This is a genomic window from Tardiphaga sp., from assembly GCF_041424195.1.
Taxonomy (GTDB): Bacteria; Pseudomonadota; Alphaproteobacteria; order Rhizobiales; family Xanthobacteraceae; genus Tardiphaga.
Window position 1 is genome coordinate 1 of sequence record NZ_JBGMOE010000167.1, and the last position, 18,684, is coordinate 18,684.

Genomic DNA, 18,684 nt, shown 5'->3' on the forward strand with positions numbered 1-18,684 from the left:
CTCCGCCCTCGCTGGACGAACTGCGCAAAGAGATCGACAGCATCGATGCGCAGGTCCACGCCCTGTTGATGCAGCGCGGCGACATCATCGACCGGCTGATTTCGGTGAAGCAGACCCAGGAGGTCGGCTCGGCCTTCCGCCCGGCACGCGAGGCCGACATGATGCGCCGTCTGGTGCAGCGCCATCGCGGCATCCTGCCGATCGACACCGTCGAGAGCATCTGGCGGGTGATCATCTCGACTTTTACTTATGTCCAGGCGCCGTTCTCGGTGCATGCGGATCTGTCGCTCGGCGAGAGCGCGATGCGGGACTCCGCACGCTTTCACTTCGGCTTCACCGTTCCTTACGTTGCGCATTTCAGCGCAGCGGCAGCGGTCGAGGCGGTCGCAAAGTCCAAGGGCGATCTCGCGCTGGTCTCGGCGACGTCCAGCCGCACGCCTTGGTGGATCCCGCTGGAAGCCCAGGGCGCGCCGAAGATCATCGCGCGCCTGCCCTTCATCGAACGCGCCGACCATCCGGCCGCGCTTCCCGTGTTTGTGGTGTCGCGCGTCGCCGACAGCGCCATGGTGACAGAGGTCGAGATGTGGAGCGTGCGGGTGTCCGGCTGGAATGCCGAGACTGCGCGCGCGCTGTCGCCGCTGGCGGAAATCGTCGCCGTGCCGGATACCGCCTTTGACGGTGCAGCGCTGCTGATCTCGATCACCTCGGCCTCGAGCCTCGACAAGATCAAGTCGGCGCTGATCGAGGCCGGTGCCTCGGTGCGCTCCACGGCTCTCGTCGGCAGCCACGCAACCCGCTATACCGTGCCCGCCAGCGGCGCACCGCGCTCGTAAGCCAATCTGACGTTCCGGAGTTGAAGATGTCCCGTCCCGTGCCGAAGCCCGGCATTCTCGAAATCGCCCCCTACACCCCTGGCAAGAGCCCGGTGGCCGAGCCCGGCCGCAAGGTGTTCAAGCTGTCTGCCAATGAGACCCCGTTCGGTCCGTCGGCGCGCGCCAGGGAAGCTTTCGCGAGTGTTGCGACGCATCTCGAGGACTATCCGGAAGGCACATCGAAGGTGCTGCGCGAGGCCATCGGCCGCCGCTTCGGCCTCGATCCGGCCTGCATCATCTGCGGCGCCGGCTCCGATGAAATTCTCAATCTGATCGCCCACGTCTATCTCGGCCCCGGGGACGAGGCGATTTCGACGACCCACGGCTTTCTGGTCTATCCGATCGCCACGATGGGCAACGGCGCAACCAATGTGGTCGCGCCGGAAACCGACTTCACCTGCAATGTCGATGCGATCCTGAAATGCGTGACCCCGCGCACCAAGCTGGTGTGGCTGGCCAACCCGAACAACCCGACCGGCACCTATCTGCCGTCGTCGGAGATCAAGCGCTTGCGCGCCGGCCTGCCGGAAAACGTGCTGCTGGTGCTCGATGCCGCCTATTCGGATTACGTCACCAAGGGCGACTACGACAGCGGCCTTGAACTGGCGAAGACTACCGAGAATACCGTGGTGTGTTTCACCTTCTCCAAGGTGCACGGCCTCGCAGCGCTACGCATCGGCTGGATGTTCGGCCCGGCTCACATTGTGGACGCGATGAATCGCGTCCGCGGTCCCTTCAACGTCTCGGCACCGGCGATGCTCGCCGCCGTCGCGGCGATCGAGGATACCGCACATGTCGAGATGTCGCGCGCCTTCACCGCGAAGTGGCGCGACACGCTGACGGAAGAGATCGGCAAACTCGGCATCAAGGTAACTCCGAGCGTGGCGAACTTCGTCCTGATGCATTTCCCGACCACGCCGGGCAAGACCGCGGCCGATGCCGATGCGTTCCTGACCAAGCGTGGCCTGGTGCTGCGGGCCGTCGTCAATTACGGCCTGCCCAACTCCCTGCGCATGACCATCGGCACCGAGGAAGCCAACAACCTCGTGATCGAGAACCTGCGCGAATTCATGGCGGCGAAATGACCACGACGCCGCCGTTCAAACGCATCGCGCTGATCGGGCTCGGCCTGATCGGCTCGTCGCTGGCGCGCGGCATCCAGCAGCTCGGCCTTGCCGGCGAACTGGTCGCCACCGACAATTCGGCGGCCGTGCGCCTGCGCGCTGCCGAGATCAAGCTCGCCGACCGCATCGCCGACGACAATGCAAGCGCGGTGAAGGATGCCGATCTGGTCATCGCCTGCGTTCCTGTCGGTGTGGCAGGCGACGTCGCCAAGAGCATCGCGGCGCATCTTGCGCCCGGTGCGATCGTCTCCGACGTCGGTTCGGTGAAAGCTTCCGTGCTGCACGCCATGGCGGAGTATCTGCCGGACAACGTGCACTTCATTCCCGCGCATCCTGTCGCCGGCACCGAGAATTCCGGGCCGGATTCCGGCTTCGCGGAACTGTTCATCAATCGCTGGTGCATTCTGACGCCGCCCGACGGCGCGGACTCCGCGGCGGTCGAGAAGCTCACCGGTTTCTGGGCTGCATTGGGCGCCAATGTCGAGATCATGCAGGCCGAGCATCACGATCTGGTGCTCGCAGTCACCAGCCATCTGCCGCATCTGATCGCTTATACAATCGTAGGCACGGCCGACGAGCTCGAAGACGTGACTCGTTCGGAAGTGCTGAAGTTCTCCGCGGGCGGTTTCCGCGATTTCACCCGTATCGCAGCATCAGACCCGACCATGTGGCGCGACGTGTTTCTCGCCAACAAGGACGCGGTGCTGGAAATGCTCGGCACCTTCCAGGAAGACCTGTCGAAGCTGACGCGCGCGATCCGCCGCGATGACGGCGATGCGCTGTTCGAGCATTTCACCCGGACGCGTGCGATCCGCCGCGGCATCGTCAGTATTGGTCAGGATGAAGCGGCGCCGGACTTCGGGCGCAAGCATCAGGCGCTGACGAAGAAGAGCGAGAGCTAAGCTAAAGCTCTCATGGCCGCAGGATGGGTAGAGCGCAGGCGCGCAGCGCCGTAGCGAAACCCATCAGCGACGAGCACAAGGTGATGGGTTTCGCGAAGACGCTCTACCCATCCTGCGGTCTCTTGGACCTGTCTCTAAAACAGCGGCGGAATCTGCGCCACGCGCAACGGGCCGAAGAACACCGCACCATCGACAAATTTCAGCGGGAACGACCGCGCCGGCTTGCCTTCGAGCGTCGCCGGTGAGCCGATCGAATTGACTCCGGCGACGAGGCCTGCGCCGGCATTCTTGCGCGCGAAATTGCCAAGGCCGGGGATCGCACGGTCGAGCGCACCCAGGATGTTGTTGACGTCCTGCGACTTCACGCCCGGCGCCAGTCGATCGAGCGTTTCCTGCGGTACGCCAACTTCCAGCAGCTTGTCGATGCCAAGGGCCGCAACGGCCTTGTCGAGGCCGGCCACGGTCATCTGCAATTCGCCGTCAAGATTGCCTGCAGCCGTTAGCCCCAATGAGCCTGTTGCCAGCGAGATGATCTCGCCCTGCTGGACGCGCGACTGGACGATCTCGACACGTCCACCTGCAGCCTGAAGCTCGCGGAACCGCACCGGCCAGGGCTTGGGCGAAATATCCTTGAGGCCGCTGAGCAATGCGCGGATATCGGCATCGAACGGGGCGGCAAGGATCGGATGAACATCGGCAATACTGCCGCTTGTGATCTGCAATGCCGTCTCGATCACCGGCTTGTCCGGCGTCGAACTCGCCGCCGTGCGGCCGTGCAATTCGACATGTTTGGCACGCGCGGTCGGCGCCTGCACCGAGCCCGCGAAGCGATCGAGCGACACATCGTCGAACACGATATCGGCGCTGTCAGGCGTTCCGGGCAGGCCGGTGATGCTGCTGCGTGCAGAGCCCCAGTTCATCACCATCGCCGGCTGGCCGCGATCAGACAGGACGGCAGGCGCGGTGAATTCAGCGATCAGGAGCCGCGGCGTATAGATCTGCGCGACCACCAGGATTTCGCCGAGCTTCGCGGTAATCGGAATCTGCGTCGCATTCTGGGTGGCGGTCTGCGACGTCAGCGACACGCTGACACCACTGCAGCGGACTTCCAGCCGGAACGGGAAGCCGGAGACCGAGCGGTTGGCACAATCATAGACGCGGCCAGCGGCAGCCTCGCGGGCACGCCAGATGTCGACGCTTTCGTCGACCTTGGACGCGGCATAGAACCAGAAGCCGCTCCACCCCGCCGCGAGGACGACGATGATGACGGGCAAGATGAAAATCGGCCAGAGACGGCGCTGGGTGGGCTGTGCATATTCGGACATGGCCGGACGTAGATCGCATGATTTTGTCAAATCGGCGATCCCTTTCATGAGGTTATCCGCTGTCGCAGGGCCACGTTGCAGGAAATCCGGATCGCCCGGGCCCAAGGTTTCTGCTAGGTCGGCACCATGACCGCGAAAATCACCGCCGAACCCGATTCCGACAGCGATCTCTGGGTGTTCGGCTATGGCTCCCTGATGTGGCGGCCGGGCTTCGAGTTCATCGAACAGGTCCCGGCCCGGCTGATCGGCGAACATCGGGCGCTCTGCGTCTATTCCTTCGACCACCGTGGCACGCCGGAAAAGCCCGGCCTGGTGCTTGGCCTGGACCGCGGCGGCGCCTGCCGTGGCATCGCCTTCCGCGTGGCCGCCAAGCTGCGCCATGACACGATCGCCTATCTGCGGGAGCGCGAGCAGACCACCCACGTCTATCGCGAGGTGATGCGCTCGGTCTGGCTCGACGACACGGCGCGGACCCGCGTCAGCGCGCTGGCCTATGTGGTGGATCGCGGCCATGTGCAGTATGCGGGGCGTCTGAGTCTCAACGAGCAATTGCACTTCGTGCGGCAGGGCCACGGCCGCTCCGGGCTGAACCGCGATTACGTGCTCTCGACCGTGAAAGCCATCGAGGCCGAAGGTTTTCGCGATGCGCAGCTGCATCAACTCGCGGCGATGCTGCACGAGTAGTTGACCACTGGCGCGTTCTCCCCCTCCTCCCCTTGCGGGAGAAGGGAAGGAAGCAGGCTCAGCTTTCCTTCACCGCCACATTCGGCACGCGTCCGAAGATCATCGCCTGCTCAGCACGCGCTTCAGCAACGATCCGATCTGTGGCAGCTTCGATCGACGTGCTGATCGCCGCGATGAATTCCTTGCGTGGCATGCCGGGCGGCAGAGGATCGAGAAATTCCACCACCAGCGTGCCGGGATAACGCAGGAATGTGCGACGCGGCCAGAACAGGCCGGAATTCAGCGCCACCGGCAGACACGGCGCACCGGATTTGGCGTAGATCTGCGCGACACCGGGTTTGTAATCCGGGGGAGCCTCGACAGGCCGACGCGTGCCCTCGGGAAAGATAATGAGCTGACGGCCACGCTGGATTTCTTCGGTGGCGCGCTTGGCCATATCGATGAGCGAACGCGCACCGCCATCGCGATCGACGCCGATCATCTTCGACTTCTTCAGATACCAGCCAAAGAACGGAATCTGCCCGAGCTCGCGCTTGTAGATGAACAGCGGCCGGTCGAAGAACGGCATCAGCGCGAAGGTTTCCCACATCGATTGATGTTTCGAGGCGACCACCAGCGGCCCTGCCGGGATTTTCTCGAGACCACGATAATCAACCCTCGTGTTGCAGACGACGCGCATCAGCCAGATGCTGCTGGTCGCCCACGCCTTCGCGATCGCCATGAAGGCGCGCGGCGGCATCACGAAGGTCGGGATCGCCACCAGGATCCAGAACACCAGCAGCACATAGAACAGCACGTTGTAGATCAACGAACGCACGAATATCGAAGTCATGGTGATCCGATCAGGTCAGTTGCAGCTCAGTTCGCCGAAGCCGTCGCCGGCTTGCGCGGCGGCGCATCGCCCTGCTGGTCGCCAGCGGAATCCGGCATCAGGTCGATCCCGATATTCGCCAGCCGCACCCGCACTTCGGCCGCGAGATATTTGACATATTCCGATAGCAGCAACCGCAGCGTCGGGCCACTGGTCCACCACGGTTCGTCGCGCCATTTCTCGCCGATGACCGAGAACGGGATCAGCTCGATATCCGGCATCTCGTGCGACATTTCGACGATGGCGCGCGGCATGTGATAATTCGAGGTCACAACGATCAACGACTTGAAGCCGCGCTCACGAGCCCAACGTTTGGTCTCCACCGCGTTGCTGCGGGTGTTGACGGCGGAGCGATCGAGGTCGACGCAGCAATCCAGCAGCCGCTGGCTGTCCGGCAGCGTGCGCGAGATATTGGCGGCGCCATTGGTCGGATGCACGCCGGAGATCAGCAGCCGCTTGCCGAAACCACTGGCAAGCAATTCCAGCGCATCCGCGACCCGCGACGACCCGCCGGTCAGGACCACGATGCCATCGGCATTGGCCGACGGCTTCAACTCGCCGCTGCGGAGTTGCGCGAGAAACGCGACAAAGCCGATGGCGCCGACCATGAAGGACAGCGCGAAGGCGACCACGATCGCCGCACGGATGACGCGCCGCCGCGGTGGCGCGGCGGCGGGCATCTGCGTGGTGTCCTGGTCGTCGAGCAAGGTCATTGATGTCGCGTTCAGTCCTTTGACGACAATCTTAGGTATTTTCCGGCGGTTTGGCGATGCCGGGGCCCGCCGTACGGCGCATTACTCAATATCGTTCAGCGTCGAAAACAATGTGCGGCGTGAAGCCCATGCGGTGATTCCCGCAATCAGGAGCGCCTGCCCCGCCACTGCGAGATATCCCGACGACCGCAGCGAGAACGTCCCCAGCAAAGCGGCGAACTGGTCGCCCACCGGCGTGCCGGAAAACCAGCTCGCGATCGACTCGGAAAACCCGAACATCAGCATCGCGGCTCCACCGCCAATGATACCGCCCTGCAGCCCAAGCCGCAGGAAATGGCGGAAGAAGCGGTTGGCAATATAGCGGTCCCCGGCGCCGACGAAATGCAGCACCTCGACGATCGGCCGGTTCGCCGCCATCGCGCCGCGCGTCGCAAAGGATACGGAGATAATGGTCGCGATAATGACGAGCGCAAGGATGCCGAGCCCGGCCAGCACCGTTGCCGATGTCATCGAGCGCATCCGCTCGACCCAGGCGCGGTGATCGTCAACGCTGGCCGAGGGCACGGCCTGCGTCACCCGCTTGCGCAGGCCGATGATGTCCAGCGCCGTCCCCGGCGCGACACGCGCAATGATGACGCGTGGCACAGGCAGATCGTCCAGCGACAGTCCCGTGCCGAGCCACGGCTCCAGCAACTGCGCCGATTGCTCCCTGCTATAGGGCTGCACCTCGACAATCCCCGGCTGGCCGCGAATGGCGTCGGTGACCGCCTGCGTATCGCGGTCGAGATCGCGGCCACCCTGCGGCTTCACCTGGATGGTGATTTCGCTGGCGACCTCCGATTGCCATTCCGACGCCGACGCGCTGATCAGCAATACCGCGCCCGTGGTGATGGAGGCGAGGAACGTCATGATGGCGACGACAGCAACCAACGCCCGGCCGGCGATCGAACCGCGCGGCACGATCGGGGATGCATTGCGCGCCTTCGCCGGGACCTGCGGGCGATCGGTGCCGAGGTCCATCAGCGGGCCGTGTTCTTCGCCGATTCTACTCATAGGTTTGCCTATTCATAGATATGCAGCCGGCCTTGATGCAGCACCATGCGCCGCGCGTCATATTGGTCCATCAACGTAATGTCATGAGTCGCGATGATCACCGCGGTTCCCGACCTGTTGAGTTCGATGAACAGCCGCAGCAGACGCCGGCCCAGTGTCGGATCGACGTTACCCGTCGGCTCGTCCGCCAGCAGCAGCATGGGTCGCGCGATCACCGCGCGCGCAATTGCGGCGCGCTGCTTCTCGCCGCCCGACAGGATCGGCGGCAGCGCATCCATGCGGTCACCCAGACCCACCCATTTCAGGAGGTCGATGACCTCGCGCCGATAGCTGGATTCCTCGCGGCCCATCACCCGGAACGGCAGCGCGACATTCTCATAGGTCGTCATATGGTCGAGCAGACGGAAATCCTGCAGCACGATGCCGATGCGCTTGCGCAGGTCGGCAATCTCGTCCTTGCCGAGCAGCGAGATGTCCTGGCCGAACAGATTGACCAGGCCGCGGGTCGGCCGCAGCGACAGGAACAGCAGGCGCAGCAGCGACGTCTTGCCGGCACCCGACGGGCCGGTCAGGAACTGGAACGAATGCGCAGGAATCTGGAAACTGAGGTCGCGCAGAATTTCCGGGCCAAGCCCGTAGCGCAAACCAACATTTTCGAACCGGACCACATTCAGCTCCGTTCGATGGGTTCAAAAAGCCTCAAAAAGACGGTCAAATGCTTGTGCGGCCGTTATGGTTTCCGATTCGTTAACGGTCGTCTTGTAGCCTGCCGGCCATGTCATCGGCTATCAGCTCCATGCATATCGTTTGCCCCAATTGCACGACATCCTACGCCGTGAATCCGGCCACGTTCGGCGATGCCGGACGGACTGTTCGCTGTGCCCGCTGCAAGGAAGTCTGGCTGGCCCGGCCCGAGCTCGTGTCCCGCGCCGAGACCCCGGTTCCCGCCATGACGGGCAGAGCCGCCAGCGAGCCCGACCCGAACGAGGATATGAGCGCCTGGGGCGTGACCGAGGACGACGACGCCTCGGCACCGAACGTTCCGGTGGTCGAAAGTCCGTCGATTTCAGCCGACTGGCCGGCCGATGCCAATGATCGCACCGGAAACGCGGACTGGGCCACGATGGCGCAGCACGATACGCTGGCCGCAATGCGAGCCACCGCGCCGTCGCGCTTTGCCGCGCTGGGCCGTTTTGTGCCGTCGCTGCCGCGCCTGTTCGTCGTGCCGCGCCACGGCCTCCCCATCGCCACCGCTGCCATGGCGGCGCTGTTGCTGGCGCTGGTGATCTGGCGCGTCGACATGGTCAGACTGATGCCGCAGACCGCGACTTTCTATCAGGCCGTCGGTCTCGACGTAAACGTACGGGGCCTCGCCTTCAAGGACGTGAAGGTCTCCTCAGAAACCGTGGATGGCAAATCGGTGCTGCTCATCGAGGGCTTGATCGTGTCCGAGACCCGCACGCCCACCGCCTTGCCGCGCCTGCGTTTCGTGGTACGCGATGAGAAGGGGACTGAAATTTATGGCTGGAACGCCGTGCTTGAGCAGCCCGGCCTCAATCCCGGCGACAAGACGTGGTTTCGATCGCGGCTGGCCTCGCCGCCGGCCGAGGGCCGCAGTATCGATGTGCGCTTCTTCAACAAGCGCGACGTCGCCGGCGCTTAAGCGTTTTCAAGCGAAGTGGCTTCCGGTTCGCGTGAAGAAAACGCGTCTAACAAACGATAGAATCTTGGTCTGAGGAGTTGTTGTGGCGCGTATCCTGATTGCAGATGACGAAGAATCGATGCGGCTGCTGGTCGGCCGCGCCATCGCCATGGATGGCCACGAGATCGTCACGGCCGAAGACGGCGCCGAGGCGCTGGAGATCCTCACCGAACAGAACGGCGCATTCGATCTGCTCCTCACCGATATCAAGATGCCCATCATGGACGGCATCGCACTGGCCTTGGCCACGGCGCGCGATTTCCCCGACCTCACCATCCTGCTGATGACCGGCTATGCCGATCAGCGTGAGCGCGCGACCGGGCTGAATGCAATCGTACACGACGTGGTGACGAAGCCGTTTTCGGTGGCGGATATCCGCACGGCAGTCGCAGATGCGCTGGCGGTGAAGAACAAGGGGTAGCGGAAAATCGCAGGATGGGTAGAGCGTAGCGAAACCCATCATCCACTTTCGCCGAGAGCGATGGGTTTCGCTTCGGCGCTACGCGCCTGCGCTCTACCCATCCTGCAACTGCGCGCGGCCTCTCAATAATCCTTCAGCAGCCGCTCGATATAATCCAGTTCGAGCTGCGGCCGCGTGGTGTCGCCAAGGCGACGACGCAGCTCCTCCAGAATACGCCGCACGCGCTGCACGTCGATCTCGCCGGGAATCTTCACCGTGAGGTCGTCTCCGAGTTCACGGCCACGCAGCGGCCGCCCGAGCGGATCGCTCTGCCGGCCACCACTCTGCTGGCGTCCGGGATTGTTGCCGGGGCCATCGCCCTGACCTTCACCCTGCTGCATGGCCTGCGCGAGCTGCTGGGCACCCTTGCGGAGCGCATCGAGCGCCTTGCCCTGTGAACCGACCGCACCATCGGCATTGCCGTCGCCGAGCTGGCCGCCGGCATCGCCCATCGCGTTATCGGCATCGCCGAGACTATCGCCGTCGCCGTCACCATCGGCGTCCGCCTGATCGTCGCCGCCCTGGCCTTGCTGGCCCTGCTGACCCTTTTGCCCTTGCTGTCCTTTTTGGCCCTTCTGTCCCTGGCCCATGCCCTGCTTGGCGAGCTGATCCTGCAGCTGCTTGAGGCGGTCGCGCAGGTTCTGCTGATCCTGCTGCAGATCGCCCAGGCCCTGCTCGCCCTGCTTGCCGCGGCGACGCTCGTTGCGCTGCTCCTGGCCCTGCTTGAAGGTCTTGTCGCGAAGCTGCTGCTGCTTGCGGATCATATCCCCAAGCTCGTTCATCGCCTGATCCATATCGCTGTCGCCGGACTGGCCGGGCTGCGCCATCTGCAGGTTTTCCAGCATCTGCTGCATCTGTTCGAGCAGCTGCCTGGCGGCGTCCTTGTCGCCGGAGCGCGACAGCCGCTCCATCCGCTCGATCATGTTGTTGAGGTCCTGCTGCCGCATGACCCTGGTGTTCTTGTCGAGCGGACGCGCCAGCTGCTGCGGATTCTGCTTCATCTGCTCGGCAAGCTGCTTCAGGAAATTGTCCAGCGCCGCACGCAGGTTCTCGGTGAGCTTCTTGATCTCCTCGTCGCTGGCACCGCGCTCCAACGCCTGCTTCAGCGCGTCCTGCGCCGCACGCAGTGCCTTGTCGACATCGGTAATATCGCCATCCTCGATAGTGACAGCGAGCGCCCACAGGCTGGCGACGACCTCCTTCAAGGCAGCATCGGTGCGGGCCCGTTCGATCTGGGTGGCAACGCTGCGCAGCCCGAGATACTGGCCGGCTTCCGGCGTGAAGGCCTCCGGAGCGATCATCAGGGCCTGCAGCGCGTAGGAGACCATGCCGCGCTGATTGGCGTCGAGCGCCAGGATACGACGCTGCTCGATCAGCGCCCGCGGCAGCGGCTTGGTGAACAGCCGCTCCGGCAGCCGCATGCTGAACGGCTCGCTCTTTCCCTCGTTGCCGGCTTCATCCTTGGCGGTCAGCGTCAGCGTGACATCGGCGCCCGCATAGGGATCCTCGCTGAGATCCTTGACGGTTTGGCCGACACCGTTGCGCGTGCGCGCATTTGGCAGAACCAGCGCAAATGACGGCGCATCGAACAGTGGCCGCGGCTTGGCGGCTTCCTTGATGCCATCCCTGATCTCGGCAGGGCGCGCTGCGAATAGCGCATGAGCCTCGGTAACGCCGTAGTCGTCCTCAAGCTTGTAGGACATCTGCAGCGAACCGCGGGCCTGGCGCTCCGGATCCTTGGCGAGCGCAATGGTCGGCGGACGATCGCCGGTTGCCGTGAACTTCCACTGCGGCTGGCCGGATGGCGCACGCACATGTGCTGTCCCGTCAGACGTGATGGTGAAGTGCTTCTCGTTGGTGCCCTTCGGGGCTTCCGCCGTCGGCGCCACTTCGGCAACGCCACCGGTGAGAATGACATCAAGCGCGCCGCCGCTGGAACGCACGATCAGCGTCGAGCCCGATGGCACCGGCAACGCAGCAGCACCGGCGGTGGACGCGTCCTTGTTGGCGGCGGAGAGAATGATTGGCGGCTTGCCTGTATAAGGCGGCGGCGTGATCCAGGCATCGACGCGCACATTCGCCGGCGCCAGCACGCCGTTCCAGTCGAATGCCGCCATGATCCGCGCGCCGCGCTCACCGCTGGCGGCAAACCAGGTGGCGAACAGCAGCACGACGACGATGGCGCGCAGGGCCCAGGGATCATGGATCGCCAGACGCGGCGACGGCAGACCGGCGCGGATTTTCTTGAGCGACGCCAGCGTACGTTCGCGCTGCACGAGCCAGAGGGCCCGGGCCAGCGGGTCCTGCGACGACAGCGTATCGGTCAGCGCCGTTGCCGGACGATGCGCAATCCCGGTGCCGCGATCGAGACGCGACAACCCGTCTTCACGCGACGGCCAGCGAAACTTCAGGAGAGGAACGAGCGTCGCCAGCGCAGCGATGACGAATAACGCAAGACCGGCGGCGCGCGCAGTGAAGGGAAGCGTCAGCCACAGACCGGCCCAGGACGCCACCAGAAACAGGCCGACGACGCTGAGCAGGCGAGCCAGATGCGGCCACCCCCGCTCCCAGGCAATCGCCAGTCGGGCGCGCTGCAGTGCCTGCGCGAGCTGAAGCTGTGCCGCCGCCTGACGATCGGCATGGACGTCGCGTTGGGGGTCTGGTCGGTCGGGGGGCGCAGCGCTCAACGACGATCTCCGATGTTACGGCACGACACACTAGCACGGCGGCGGCAATGAGGCATGGCACGTGGCCATCCATTCACATGCAAAGCCTGAGCCTAAGTCGATTCGGAGTGCGTGGGGTCACGAAGCCGTGAGGAAGGAGCACGCCGATGGTAGCGGCATCCCTCCCCCAAGCGAAGCGCAGTGGGGAGGGACAAGAGTCACAGCCAGGGCGCGGCCTTGTCCATGGCGATCAACTGCTCGACCTCGATGCGCGGGCGCACCACCGCATACTGGTCGTCTTTCACCAGCACTTCCGGGACCAGCGCGCGGGTGTTGTAGGTCCCCGCCTGCACGGCGCCATAGGCGCCGGCGGTCATGATCGCGAGCAGATCGCCGGACTTCAGTTCCGGCAGCTTGCGATCGAGGGCGAGGTAATCGCCGGTTTCACAGACAGGGCCGACCACATCAACGGCCGCGAGCTTCGCGCCGGGTGCGGGCGCCACGACCGGCAGGATCTCGTGATAGGCTTCGTACAAAGTCGGCCGGATCAGATCGTTCATGGCCGCGTCGATGATCACGAAGGTCTTGCCGTCGCCATGCTTCACATGGATCACGCGCGCGACGAGAATGCCGGCATTGCCGACAATCATGCGGCCGGGCTCGAACATCAGCGTGCAGCCGAGATTGTGTGTGACGCGCTTGACCATGGCCGCGTAGGCCATCGGCTCCGGCGGCGCGGCGCGGTCCTCGTAATAGGGGATACCGAGGCCGCCACCGAAATCGACATGTGAAATCGTGTGGCCGTCATTGCGCAGCACGGTGACGAAATCGGCCAGAATACGGAACGCCTGCTCCATCGGGCCGAGATCGGTGATCTGACTGCCGATATGCATATCGACGCCGGTGACCTCGATGCCCGGCAGTTTCGCCGCGCGGGCATAGACCTCGCGCGCACGACTGATCGGGATGCCGAACTTGTTCTCGGACTTTCCGGTGGAGATCTTGGCATGAGTGCCGGAATCCACATCGGGATTCACGCGGATCGAGATCCGCGCCGTACGGCCGGTCTCGCTGGCGATAGCCGACAGCAATTCGAGTTCAGGCTCCGACTCGATATTGAGGCAGAGAATGTCCTCGTCGAGTGCCAGCCGCAGTTCATCCGCGGTCTTGCCGACACCGGAAAACACGATCTTCTTCGGCGGAATGCCGGCGGCGAGCGCGCGCTTCAATTCGCCGCCGGAGACAACGTCGGCGCCGGCGCCGAGCTTCGCCAGCGTGCGCAGCACCGACTGGTTGGAATTCGCCTTCATGGCGTAGCAGACCAGTGCCTTGGTGTCGGCGAAGGCTTCGGTGAAGACGCGATAATGCCGTTCCAGCGTCGCGGTCGAATAGCAATAGAACGGCGTGCCGACGGCATCGGCCATCTCGGCAATGTCAACGCCTTCGGCGTGCAGCACGCCGTTGCGATAGTCGAAATGGCGCATGGCGAGTTAGTCCAGAATCGGATCGAGCAGGAACGGCTTCTTGCGGCCACGGGTCGCCGCCGGTGCGCCCTCGTCGACGCCATTGGAGGGCGCGAACACGTCCCTGCCCTTGCTGGCAGCCGACTGTGCATCGGGATCCGCCGCCGGGGCTGCAGTGCCCATCGGCTGCGCGGCAGCCTGTGGCGGCAGATCGAGGCCGCCTTTACGGCCGCAGCCGGCCAGCGCCAAAGCAGAAACGGTCAGAACGAGAATGGCCCATCGCGCGGACGCAGGGCGGGTCGGACGAGTCACAGCAAAATCCCCAAATGCGGGCGCACCATACAAAGATTGCCGCGCTCTGGCGAGACCCCGCAGCCCATTGAATTTTCCCACGCCACGCCCGCTCAGCCCAATTTCCGCTCTTTTTCCAGTCGCTTGAGCCAGCTCTTGGCCTGCGCGGTCACGTTTTTAGGCGCGGTGCCGCCATAGCTGACCCGGCTCTTCACCGACGATTCCACCGACAGGACCTTCATCACCTCCGCGGTGATCTTCGGTTCCACCGCCTGCATCTCCGTCAGGTCGAGCTCGTGCAGCGCGACACCCTTCTTGGTCGCGATGCCGACGATGCGGCCGGTGACGTGATGCGCCTCGCGGAACGGCATTTTCAGGGTCCGCACCAGCCAGTCCGCCAGATCGGTGGCGGTGGCATAGCCCTCGCCGGCAGCAAGCTTCATGCGCTCCTCATTGGGCACCAGATCGCGGACCATGCCGGCAATCGCGCGGATCGCGAGCGAGAGCGCCGAATAGGCCTCCATCGCACCGGCTTTGTCTTCCTGCATGTCCTTCTGATAGGCTAGCGGCAGGCCCTTCATGACAATCAACAACCCGTTGAGCGAGCCGATGACGCGGCCGGTCTTGGCGCGCACCAGTTCAGCGGCATCCGGATTGCGCTTCTGCGGCATGATCGAGGAGCCGGTGGTGAACTTGTCGGAGAGCCGGACGAGGCCGACCAGCGGCGAGGTCCAGATCACGATCTCCTCGGCGAAGCGCGACAGATGCACGGCAGCGATGGAGGCCGCCGACAGTGTCTCCAGCACAAAGTCGCGATCCGACACCGCATCGAGCGAATTGGCCATCGGGCGGTCGAAACCCAACGCCTTCGCCGTGGCATGGCGATCGATCGGGAACGAGGTGCCGGCCAGCGCGGCCGCGCCGAGCGGGCTTTCATTGAGGCGCTTGCGCGCATCGGCAAAGCGGCCACGATCACGCGCCACCATTTCCACATAGGCCAGCAGATGGTGACCAAAGGTCACAGGCTGCGCGGTCTGCAGATGGGTGAAGCCGGGCATGACCGTACCGGCATGTTCCAGCGCGCGATCGACCAGCGCCCGCTGCAGCGAGGCAAAAGCCGCGTCGATCTCGTCGATTGTATCGCGCACAAACAGGCGGAAATCGGTCGCCACCTGATCGTTGCGCGAACGCGCGGTGTGCAGACGGCCGGAGGCCGGGCCAATCAGTTCGCCGAGCCGGCTCTCCACATTCATGTGAATGTCTTCGAGCGCACGCTTGAATGTGAACGACCCCGTGGTGATCTCTGACAGGATCGTGTCTAGACCGGCTGCGATATTTTTCGCATCCTTGGCCGTGATGATCCCCTGCTTGGCCAGCATCGCGGCATGGGCCTTGGACGCGGCAATGTCCTGGGCATAGAGGTGGCGATCGACGTCGATGGAGATATTGATTTCCTCCATGATGGCGTCGGGGCTTTCGTCGAACAGCCCGCCCCACATCTTGTTGCTCACCTTGGAGCCCTTGCCGGTGTTGGACTTGTCGTTGTTGGACTTGCCGTTGCCCTTGCGCGAAGCCATGAATTATCACTCATCTTTAACTGCAGCTGACGGATCGTCCGTCGCACTCCGTTGCATAGCCCTAACTGAGACCGAATGACAAACCCTATGCCTGACCAGCCCGCCCCCCGTCCGGCCAAACGCCGCCTGATCGTGCTTGGCGCGGTGCTCGTGGGCGCCGTGGCCGGATTTGCCGCGGTATCCAATATGGATCGGCTATGGCCCCGAACCGCCTCCGGTGACCCGACCTGCGCGCCGGCCGTGGCGCTGTCGAAGAAGATCGAGCCGCTGGCGCGCGGTGAAGTCGCCGGCCTGACCATGGCCAAGACGCCGCTGAAGCTGCCCGATTTGACCTTCAAGGATGCCGACGGCCAGGAGAAAAAGCTGTCCGACTGGCGCGGCCGGACGGTTCTGGTGAACCTGTGGGCCACCTGGTGCGTGCCCTGCCGCAAGGAGATGCCGGCGCTGAACAACCTCGAGACCAAGCTCGGCGGCCCCGATTTCCAGGTAGTGGCGATCAATATCGACACCCGCGACGCCGAGAAACCGAAGACCTTCCTGAAAGACGGCGGCCTCAACCGGCTGGATTATTTCACCGATACTTCGGCCAAGGTGTTTCAGGACCTCAAGGGCATCGGCCGCGCGCTGGGCATGCCGACCTCGGTGCTGATCGACGGCAAGGGCTGCGAGATCGCAACTATCGCCGGCCCCGCCGAGTGGGACAGCGAAGATGCCGTCAAGCTGCTGAAAGCTGCAGTGAAGCCTGCCGCGGCTAGCTTCTGAGGTAGTCGCACAGAGTGCGACATACGGCCGCCTGCCCCAACCACGAAATTCCCCGCCATCCTGTCGGATGAACGCGCTTGCGTTCGTCTTGAAAACAACCGGGCTTCACGCCCGGCATTTGTGCGCGACAGCGGGGAGAAACAACCAATGGCTTATACTGACGGATTCATTGTTCCGGTGCCGAAGAAGCAGCTGAAAGCCTATGCCGCCATGGCACGCAAGGCCGGCAAGATCTGGCGCGAACACGGCGCGCTCGACTATCGTGAATATGTTGCCGATGACGTCAGCGTCGGCAAGTGGACGTCGTTTCCGCGCAGCGTAAAACTGAAACCCGACGAGACGGTCGTGTTTTCCTATATCATCTACAAGTCACGCAAGGATCGCGACCGCATCAATGCCAAGGTCATGAAGGATCCGCGCCTCGCCAAGATGATGGATCCGAAGGCGATGCCGTTCGATGCCAAGCGCATGATCTATGGTGGCTTCAAGACGCTGGTTTCGGTCTGACGCAACAACGGGAGGACGCCATGACGCCGCACGGCCATTTCAACTGGAATGAATTCGTGACGCGCGATCCCGAGCGCGCGAAAACCTTCTATCAGGAGACCATCGGCTGGACCTATCAGGCCAAGACGCTGGCGGGCGGCGGCATCTACTGGATCGCCATGATGGACAATGTGCCGGTCGGCGGCATCTTCCACGCGGAAGGTCCGGGCTACGAGACCGTGCCCGACGGCTGGATGCCATATCTGGCAGTCGACGATGTCGATGCGCGGGTAAAGAAGGCCGTCGCCGCAGGCGCAACGCTGATGCGGCCGGTATTCGACATTCCCGATGTCGGCCGGCTCGCGATCCTGCTGCAGCCGGGCGGCGCCGGGATCGGCTGGATCACGCCGTTTGTGTAAGAGAGGCCGTCAGGGCAAGCTGCGGCCTCTCTTCGCGTTTCAGGCCCGCACCTCGCCGCCACGCGACAGCAATACGAGCAGCGCGCCTGCCAGCGTTGCCGCTGCGAGATAGCCGACGGCACCGAACGGGCCGAATCCATCGACCAGAATGCCGCCGACGACTGCGCCGACCGTGATCGCGACCTGGAAAGCCGACACGAGCAGGCCGCCCGCAGACTCAGCTTCGTCGGATGCGACCCGCACCATCCATGTCTGGAAGCCAACCGGCAGTACACCGAACGCAAAACCCCAGAGCCCAACCGCGATGCCCGCCACAAGGCCCGACGCGCCAAAGACAAACAGCACCAGCGCAAGCACGGCGATGGCCGCAGATCCCGTGACGATCGCAAGTTTCGCACTACGCGCAACAAGCGCCCCACCCGCGAAATTGCCGAAGAAGCCGCCAACGCCATAAGCCAGCAGGACGAGGGAAATCGCAGTGACCGGAAGCTGCGGCACCTGCTCGAGGAAATGCCGGACGTAAGTGAAACCGGCGAAGTGGCCCGAGATGCTGACGGCGATGGCGATCATCACGAGCCGGACGCTGGGCCGACGCATCAGCACAAACAGCGTGCGCACATCCGGCGATGTGAGCGGCGGCAAGCGCGGCAGCGTCAGCATCTGAAAGACGAGCACGACGGCGCCGACAATAGCGGCCAGCAAGAACACGTTCCGCCACCCCCAGAGATCGCCGAGATATGCACCGATCGGCGCGGCGCTGACGGTGGCGATCGAAACGCCGCTGAAAATCAGCGAGATCGCACGCGGCAGCGCATCCGCCGGAACGAGCCGCATCGCGGTGGCGGTCGCCATCGCCCAAAACCCGCTGAGACTGATGCCAAGCAGCACGCGGGCAAACAACAGCATTGTCAGGTTGCTTGCGGTCGCCGACAGCAGATTGGACACGATCAGCAGCACCGTCAGTAACCACAGGACGAGGCGACGATCCATGGCGCGCGTCACGATGGCCGTCGCAAGCCCGGCGATGATCCCGACAAGGGACGTCGCCGTCACCACCTGCCCGGCAGCGCCAACCGAGACACCGAGGTCGGTGGCGATCGGCGTGAGCAGGCTGGCGGGCAGGAATTCAGCCGTGACCTGGCTGAACGCGCCAAGCATCAAGGAGACAACAGCCGCCCAGGCCGCCTTCGTCCGCTCAGTGGTTATTGGAGAAATATCGGCATCAAGTGCGGCAGTGGCGGAATCAGTCATGGCAGTCTCCAGAAGGGACCCCCGAGATGGAGGTGACCCACTGGAGTTTCCATGCTAGAAAAC

19 protein-coding genes are annotated in these 18,684 nt (G+C 64.0%); 9 read left to right on the forward strand and 10 right to left on the reverse strand.

Annotated features, from left to right (window positions below; all coding sequences use genetic code 11):
- The 3 genes from ACEK02_RS22460 to ACEK02_RS22470 form a co-directional block, all read left to right on the forward strand.
- Positions 1-833 (forward strand): chorismate mutase (locus ACEK02_RS22460; protein WP_371423760.1); only part of this gene is annotated, 833 nt, incomplete at its 5' end.
- Between the two features lie 26 nt (positions 834-859).
- The gene (gene hisC, locus ACEK02_RS22465) at positions 860-1,957 is read left to right on the forward strand and encodes a histidinol-phosphate transaminase (RefSeq protein ID WP_371423761.1); all 1,098 of its coding nucleotides are present in this window, start codon (positions 860-862) and stop codon (positions 1,955-1,957) included.
- Positions 1,954-2,898, forward strand: a complete 945-nt coding sequence (locus ACEK02_RS22470; RefSeq protein WP_371423762.1) for a prephenate/arogenate dehydrogenase family protein — start codon at positions 1,954-1,956, stop codon at positions 2,896-2,898. Before hisC ends, ACEK02_RS22470 begins: the two co-directional genes overlap by 4 nt.
- Before the next feature lie 134 nt (positions 2,899-3,032).
- Here the strand turns inward: ACEK02_RS22470 and ACEK02_RS22475 are convergent, their stop codons facing one another.
- Positions 3,033-4,223 (reverse strand): DUF2125 domain-containing protein, encoded by a 1,191-nt coding sequence (locus tag ACEK02_RS22475; RefSeq protein WP_371423763.1) that lies wholly within the window; start codon positions 4,221-4,223, stop codon positions 3,033-3,035.
- 126 nt (positions 4,224-4,349) lie between these two features.
- Here ACEK02_RS22475 and ACEK02_RS22480 point away from each other — a divergent pair, with 126 nt between their 5' ends.
- Positions 4,350-4,907: a gamma-glutamylcyclotransferase gene (locus tag ACEK02_RS22480; protein ID WP_371423764.1), complete on the forward strand. Its 558-nt coding sequence runs from the start codon at positions 4,350-4,352 to the stop codon at positions 4,905-4,907.
- 58 nt (positions 4,908-4,965) lie between these two features.
- Here the strand turns inward: ACEK02_RS22480 and ACEK02_RS22485 are convergent, their stop codons facing one another.
- The 4 genes from ACEK02_RS22485 to ftsE all read right to left on the reverse strand — a co-directional run bounded on the left by ACEK02_RS22485 (position 4,966) and on the right by ftsE (position 8,212).
- The gene (locus tag ACEK02_RS22485) at positions 4,966-5,739 is read right to left on the reverse strand and encodes a lysophospholipid acyltransferase family protein (protein ID WP_371423765.1); all 774 of its coding nucleotides are present in this window, start codon (positions 5,737-5,739) and stop codon (positions 4,966-4,968) included.
- Between the two features lie 26 nt (positions 5,740-5,765).
- Complete coding sequence (locus ACEK02_RS22490) at positions 5,766-6,491, reverse strand: YdcF family protein (protein WP_371423766.1); 726 nt, start codon at positions 6,489-6,491, stop codon at positions 5,766-5,768.
- 81 nt (positions 6,492-6,572) lie between these two features.
- Positions 6,573-7,544: a cell division protein FtsX gene (locus ACEK02_RS22495; RefSeq protein ID WP_371423767.1), complete on the reverse strand. Its 972-nt coding sequence runs from the start codon at positions 7,542-7,544 to the stop codon at positions 6,573-6,575.
- Positions 7,545-7,552: 8 nt separating this feature from the next.
- On the reverse strand, positions 7,553-8,212 hold the full coding sequence (gene ftsE / locus ACEK02_RS22500; RefSeq protein WP_371423768.1) for a cell division ATP-binding protein FtsE: 660 nt from the start codon (positions 8,210-8,212) through the stop codon (positions 7,553-7,555).
- Between the two features lie 128 nt (positions 8,213-8,340).
- On the opposite strand from ftsE, the gene ACEK02_RS22505 reads away from it, so the two are divergent.
- Positions 8,341-9,207 (forward strand): MJ0042-type zinc finger domain-containing protein, encoded by an 867-nt coding sequence (locus ACEK02_RS22505; RefSeq protein WP_371423769.1) that lies wholly within the window; start codon positions 8,341-8,343, stop codon positions 9,205-9,207.
- A gap of 82 nt (positions 9,208-9,289) precedes the next feature.
- Positions 9,290-9,667: a response regulator gene (locus tag ACEK02_RS22510; RefSeq protein ID WP_371423770.1), complete on the forward strand. Its 378-nt coding sequence runs from the start codon at positions 9,290-9,292 to the stop codon at positions 9,665-9,667.
- Positions 9,668-9,789: 122 nt separating this feature from the next.
- On the opposite strand, the gene ACEK02_RS22515 is transcribed toward ACEK02_RS22510, so the two are convergent.
- The 4 genes from ACEK02_RS22515 to argH form a co-directional block, all read right to left on the reverse strand.
- Entirely contained in the window at positions 9,790-12,393 is a 2,604-nt protein-coding gene (locus tag ACEK02_RS22515; RefSeq protein ID WP_371423771.1) for a TIGR02302 family protein, read from the reverse strand.
- Between the two features lie 197 nt (positions 12,394-12,590).
- Positions 12,591-13,856 (reverse strand): diaminopimelate decarboxylase, encoded by a 1,266-nt coding sequence (gene lysA, locus ACEK02_RS22520; protein ID WP_371423772.1) that lies wholly within the window; start codon positions 13,854-13,856, stop codon positions 12,591-12,593.
- Between the two features lie 6 nt (positions 13,857-13,862).
- Positions 13,863-14,147, reverse strand: a complete 285-nt coding sequence (locus ACEK02_RS22525; RefSeq protein WP_371423773.1) for a lipoprotein — start codon at positions 14,145-14,147, stop codon at positions 13,863-13,865.
- Between the two features lie 92 nt (positions 14,148-14,239).
- The gene (gene argH / locus ACEK02_RS22530; RefSeq protein WP_371423809.1) at positions 14,240-15,637 is read right to left on the reverse strand and encodes an argininosuccinate lyase; all 1,398 of its coding nucleotides are present in this window, start codon (positions 15,635-15,637) and stop codon (positions 14,240-14,242) included.
- 153 nt (positions 15,638-15,790) lie between these two features.
- Between argH and ACEK02_RS22535 the strand changes: the two genes are divergently transcribed.
- From ACEK02_RS22535 to ACEK02_RS22545, 3 genes are all read left to right on the forward strand, one after another.
- Entirely contained in the window at positions 15,791-16,465 is a 675-nt protein-coding gene (locus tag ACEK02_RS22535) for a TlpA disulfide reductase family protein (RefSeq protein WP_371423774.1), read from the forward strand.
- 147 nt (positions 16,466-16,612) lie between these two features.
- Positions 16,613-16,972 (forward strand): DUF1428 domain-containing protein, encoded by a 360-nt coding sequence (locus ACEK02_RS22540; RefSeq protein ID WP_371423775.1) that lies wholly within the window; start codon positions 16,613-16,615, stop codon positions 16,970-16,972.
- Positions 16,973-16,992: 20 nt separating this feature from the next.
- Complete coding sequence (locus tag ACEK02_RS22545; protein WP_371423776.1) at positions 16,993-17,370, forward strand: VOC family protein; 378 nt, start codon at positions 16,993-16,995, stop codon at positions 17,368-17,370.
- 39 nt (positions 17,371-17,409) lie between these two features.
- Here the strand turns inward: ACEK02_RS22545 and ACEK02_RS22550 are convergent, their stop codons facing one another.
- A complete protein-coding gene (locus tag ACEK02_RS22550) occupies positions 17,410-18,621 on the reverse strand; it encodes an MFS transporter (RefSeq protein ID WP_371423777.1) in 1,212 nt (403 codons plus the stop codon).
- Between the last annotated feature and the right edge of the window lie 63 nt (positions 18,622-18,684).

Bases quoted from the DNA above. Each gene is read 5' to 3' on its own strand.
- ACEK02_RS22485 (WP_371423765.1), bottom strand. From the start codon at position 5,739: ATGACTTCGATATTCGTGCGTTCGTTGATCTACAACGTGCTGTTCTAT.
- ACEK02_RS22550 (WP_371423777.1), bottom strand. From the start codon at position 18,621: ATGACTGATTCCGCCACTGCCGCACTTGATGCCGATATTTCTCCAATA.
- ACEK02_RS22480 (WP_371423764.1), top strand. From the start codon at position 4,350: ATGACCGCGAAAATCACCGCCGAACCCGATTCCGACAGCGATCTCTGG.
- ACEK02_RS22475 (WP_371423763.1), bottom strand. From the start codon at position 4,223: ATGTCCGAATATGCACAGCCCACCCAGCGCCGTCTCTGGCCGATTTTC.
- ACEK02_RS22490 (WP_371423766.1), bottom strand. From the start codon at position 6,491: ATGACCTTGCTCGACGACCAGGACACCACGCAGATGCCCGCCGCCGCG.
- ACEK02_RS22505 (WP_371423769.1), top strand. From the start codon at position 8,341: ATGCATATCGTTTGCCCCAATTGCACGACATCCTACGCCGTGAATCCG.
- ACEK02_RS22535 (WP_371423774.1), top strand. From the start codon at position 15,791: ATGCCTGACCAGCCCGCCCCCCGTCCGGCCAAACGCCGCCTGATCGTG.
- ACEK02_RS22470 (WP_371423762.1), top strand. From the start codon at position 1,954: ATGACCACGACGCCGCCGTTCAAACGCATCGCGCTGATCGGGCTCGGC.
- hisC (WP_371423761.1), top strand. From the start codon at position 860: ATGTCCCGTCCCGTGCCGAAGCCCGGCATTCTCGAAATCGCCCCCTAC.
- ACEK02_RS22540 (WP_371423775.1), top strand. From the start codon at position 16,613: ATGGCTTATACTGACGGATTCATTGTTCCGGTGCCGAAGAAGCAGCTG.
- ACEK02_RS22545 (WP_371423776.1), top strand. From the start codon at position 16,993: ATGACGCCGCACGGCCATTTCAACTGGAATGAATTCGTGACGCGCGAT.
- ACEK02_RS22495 (WP_371423767.1), bottom strand. From the start codon at position 7,544: ATGAGTAGAATCGGCGAAGAACACGGCCCGCTGATGGACCTCGGCACC.
- lysA (WP_371423772.1), bottom strand. From the start codon at position 13,856: ATGCGCCATTTCGACTATCGCAACGGCGTGCTGCACGCCGAAGGCGTT.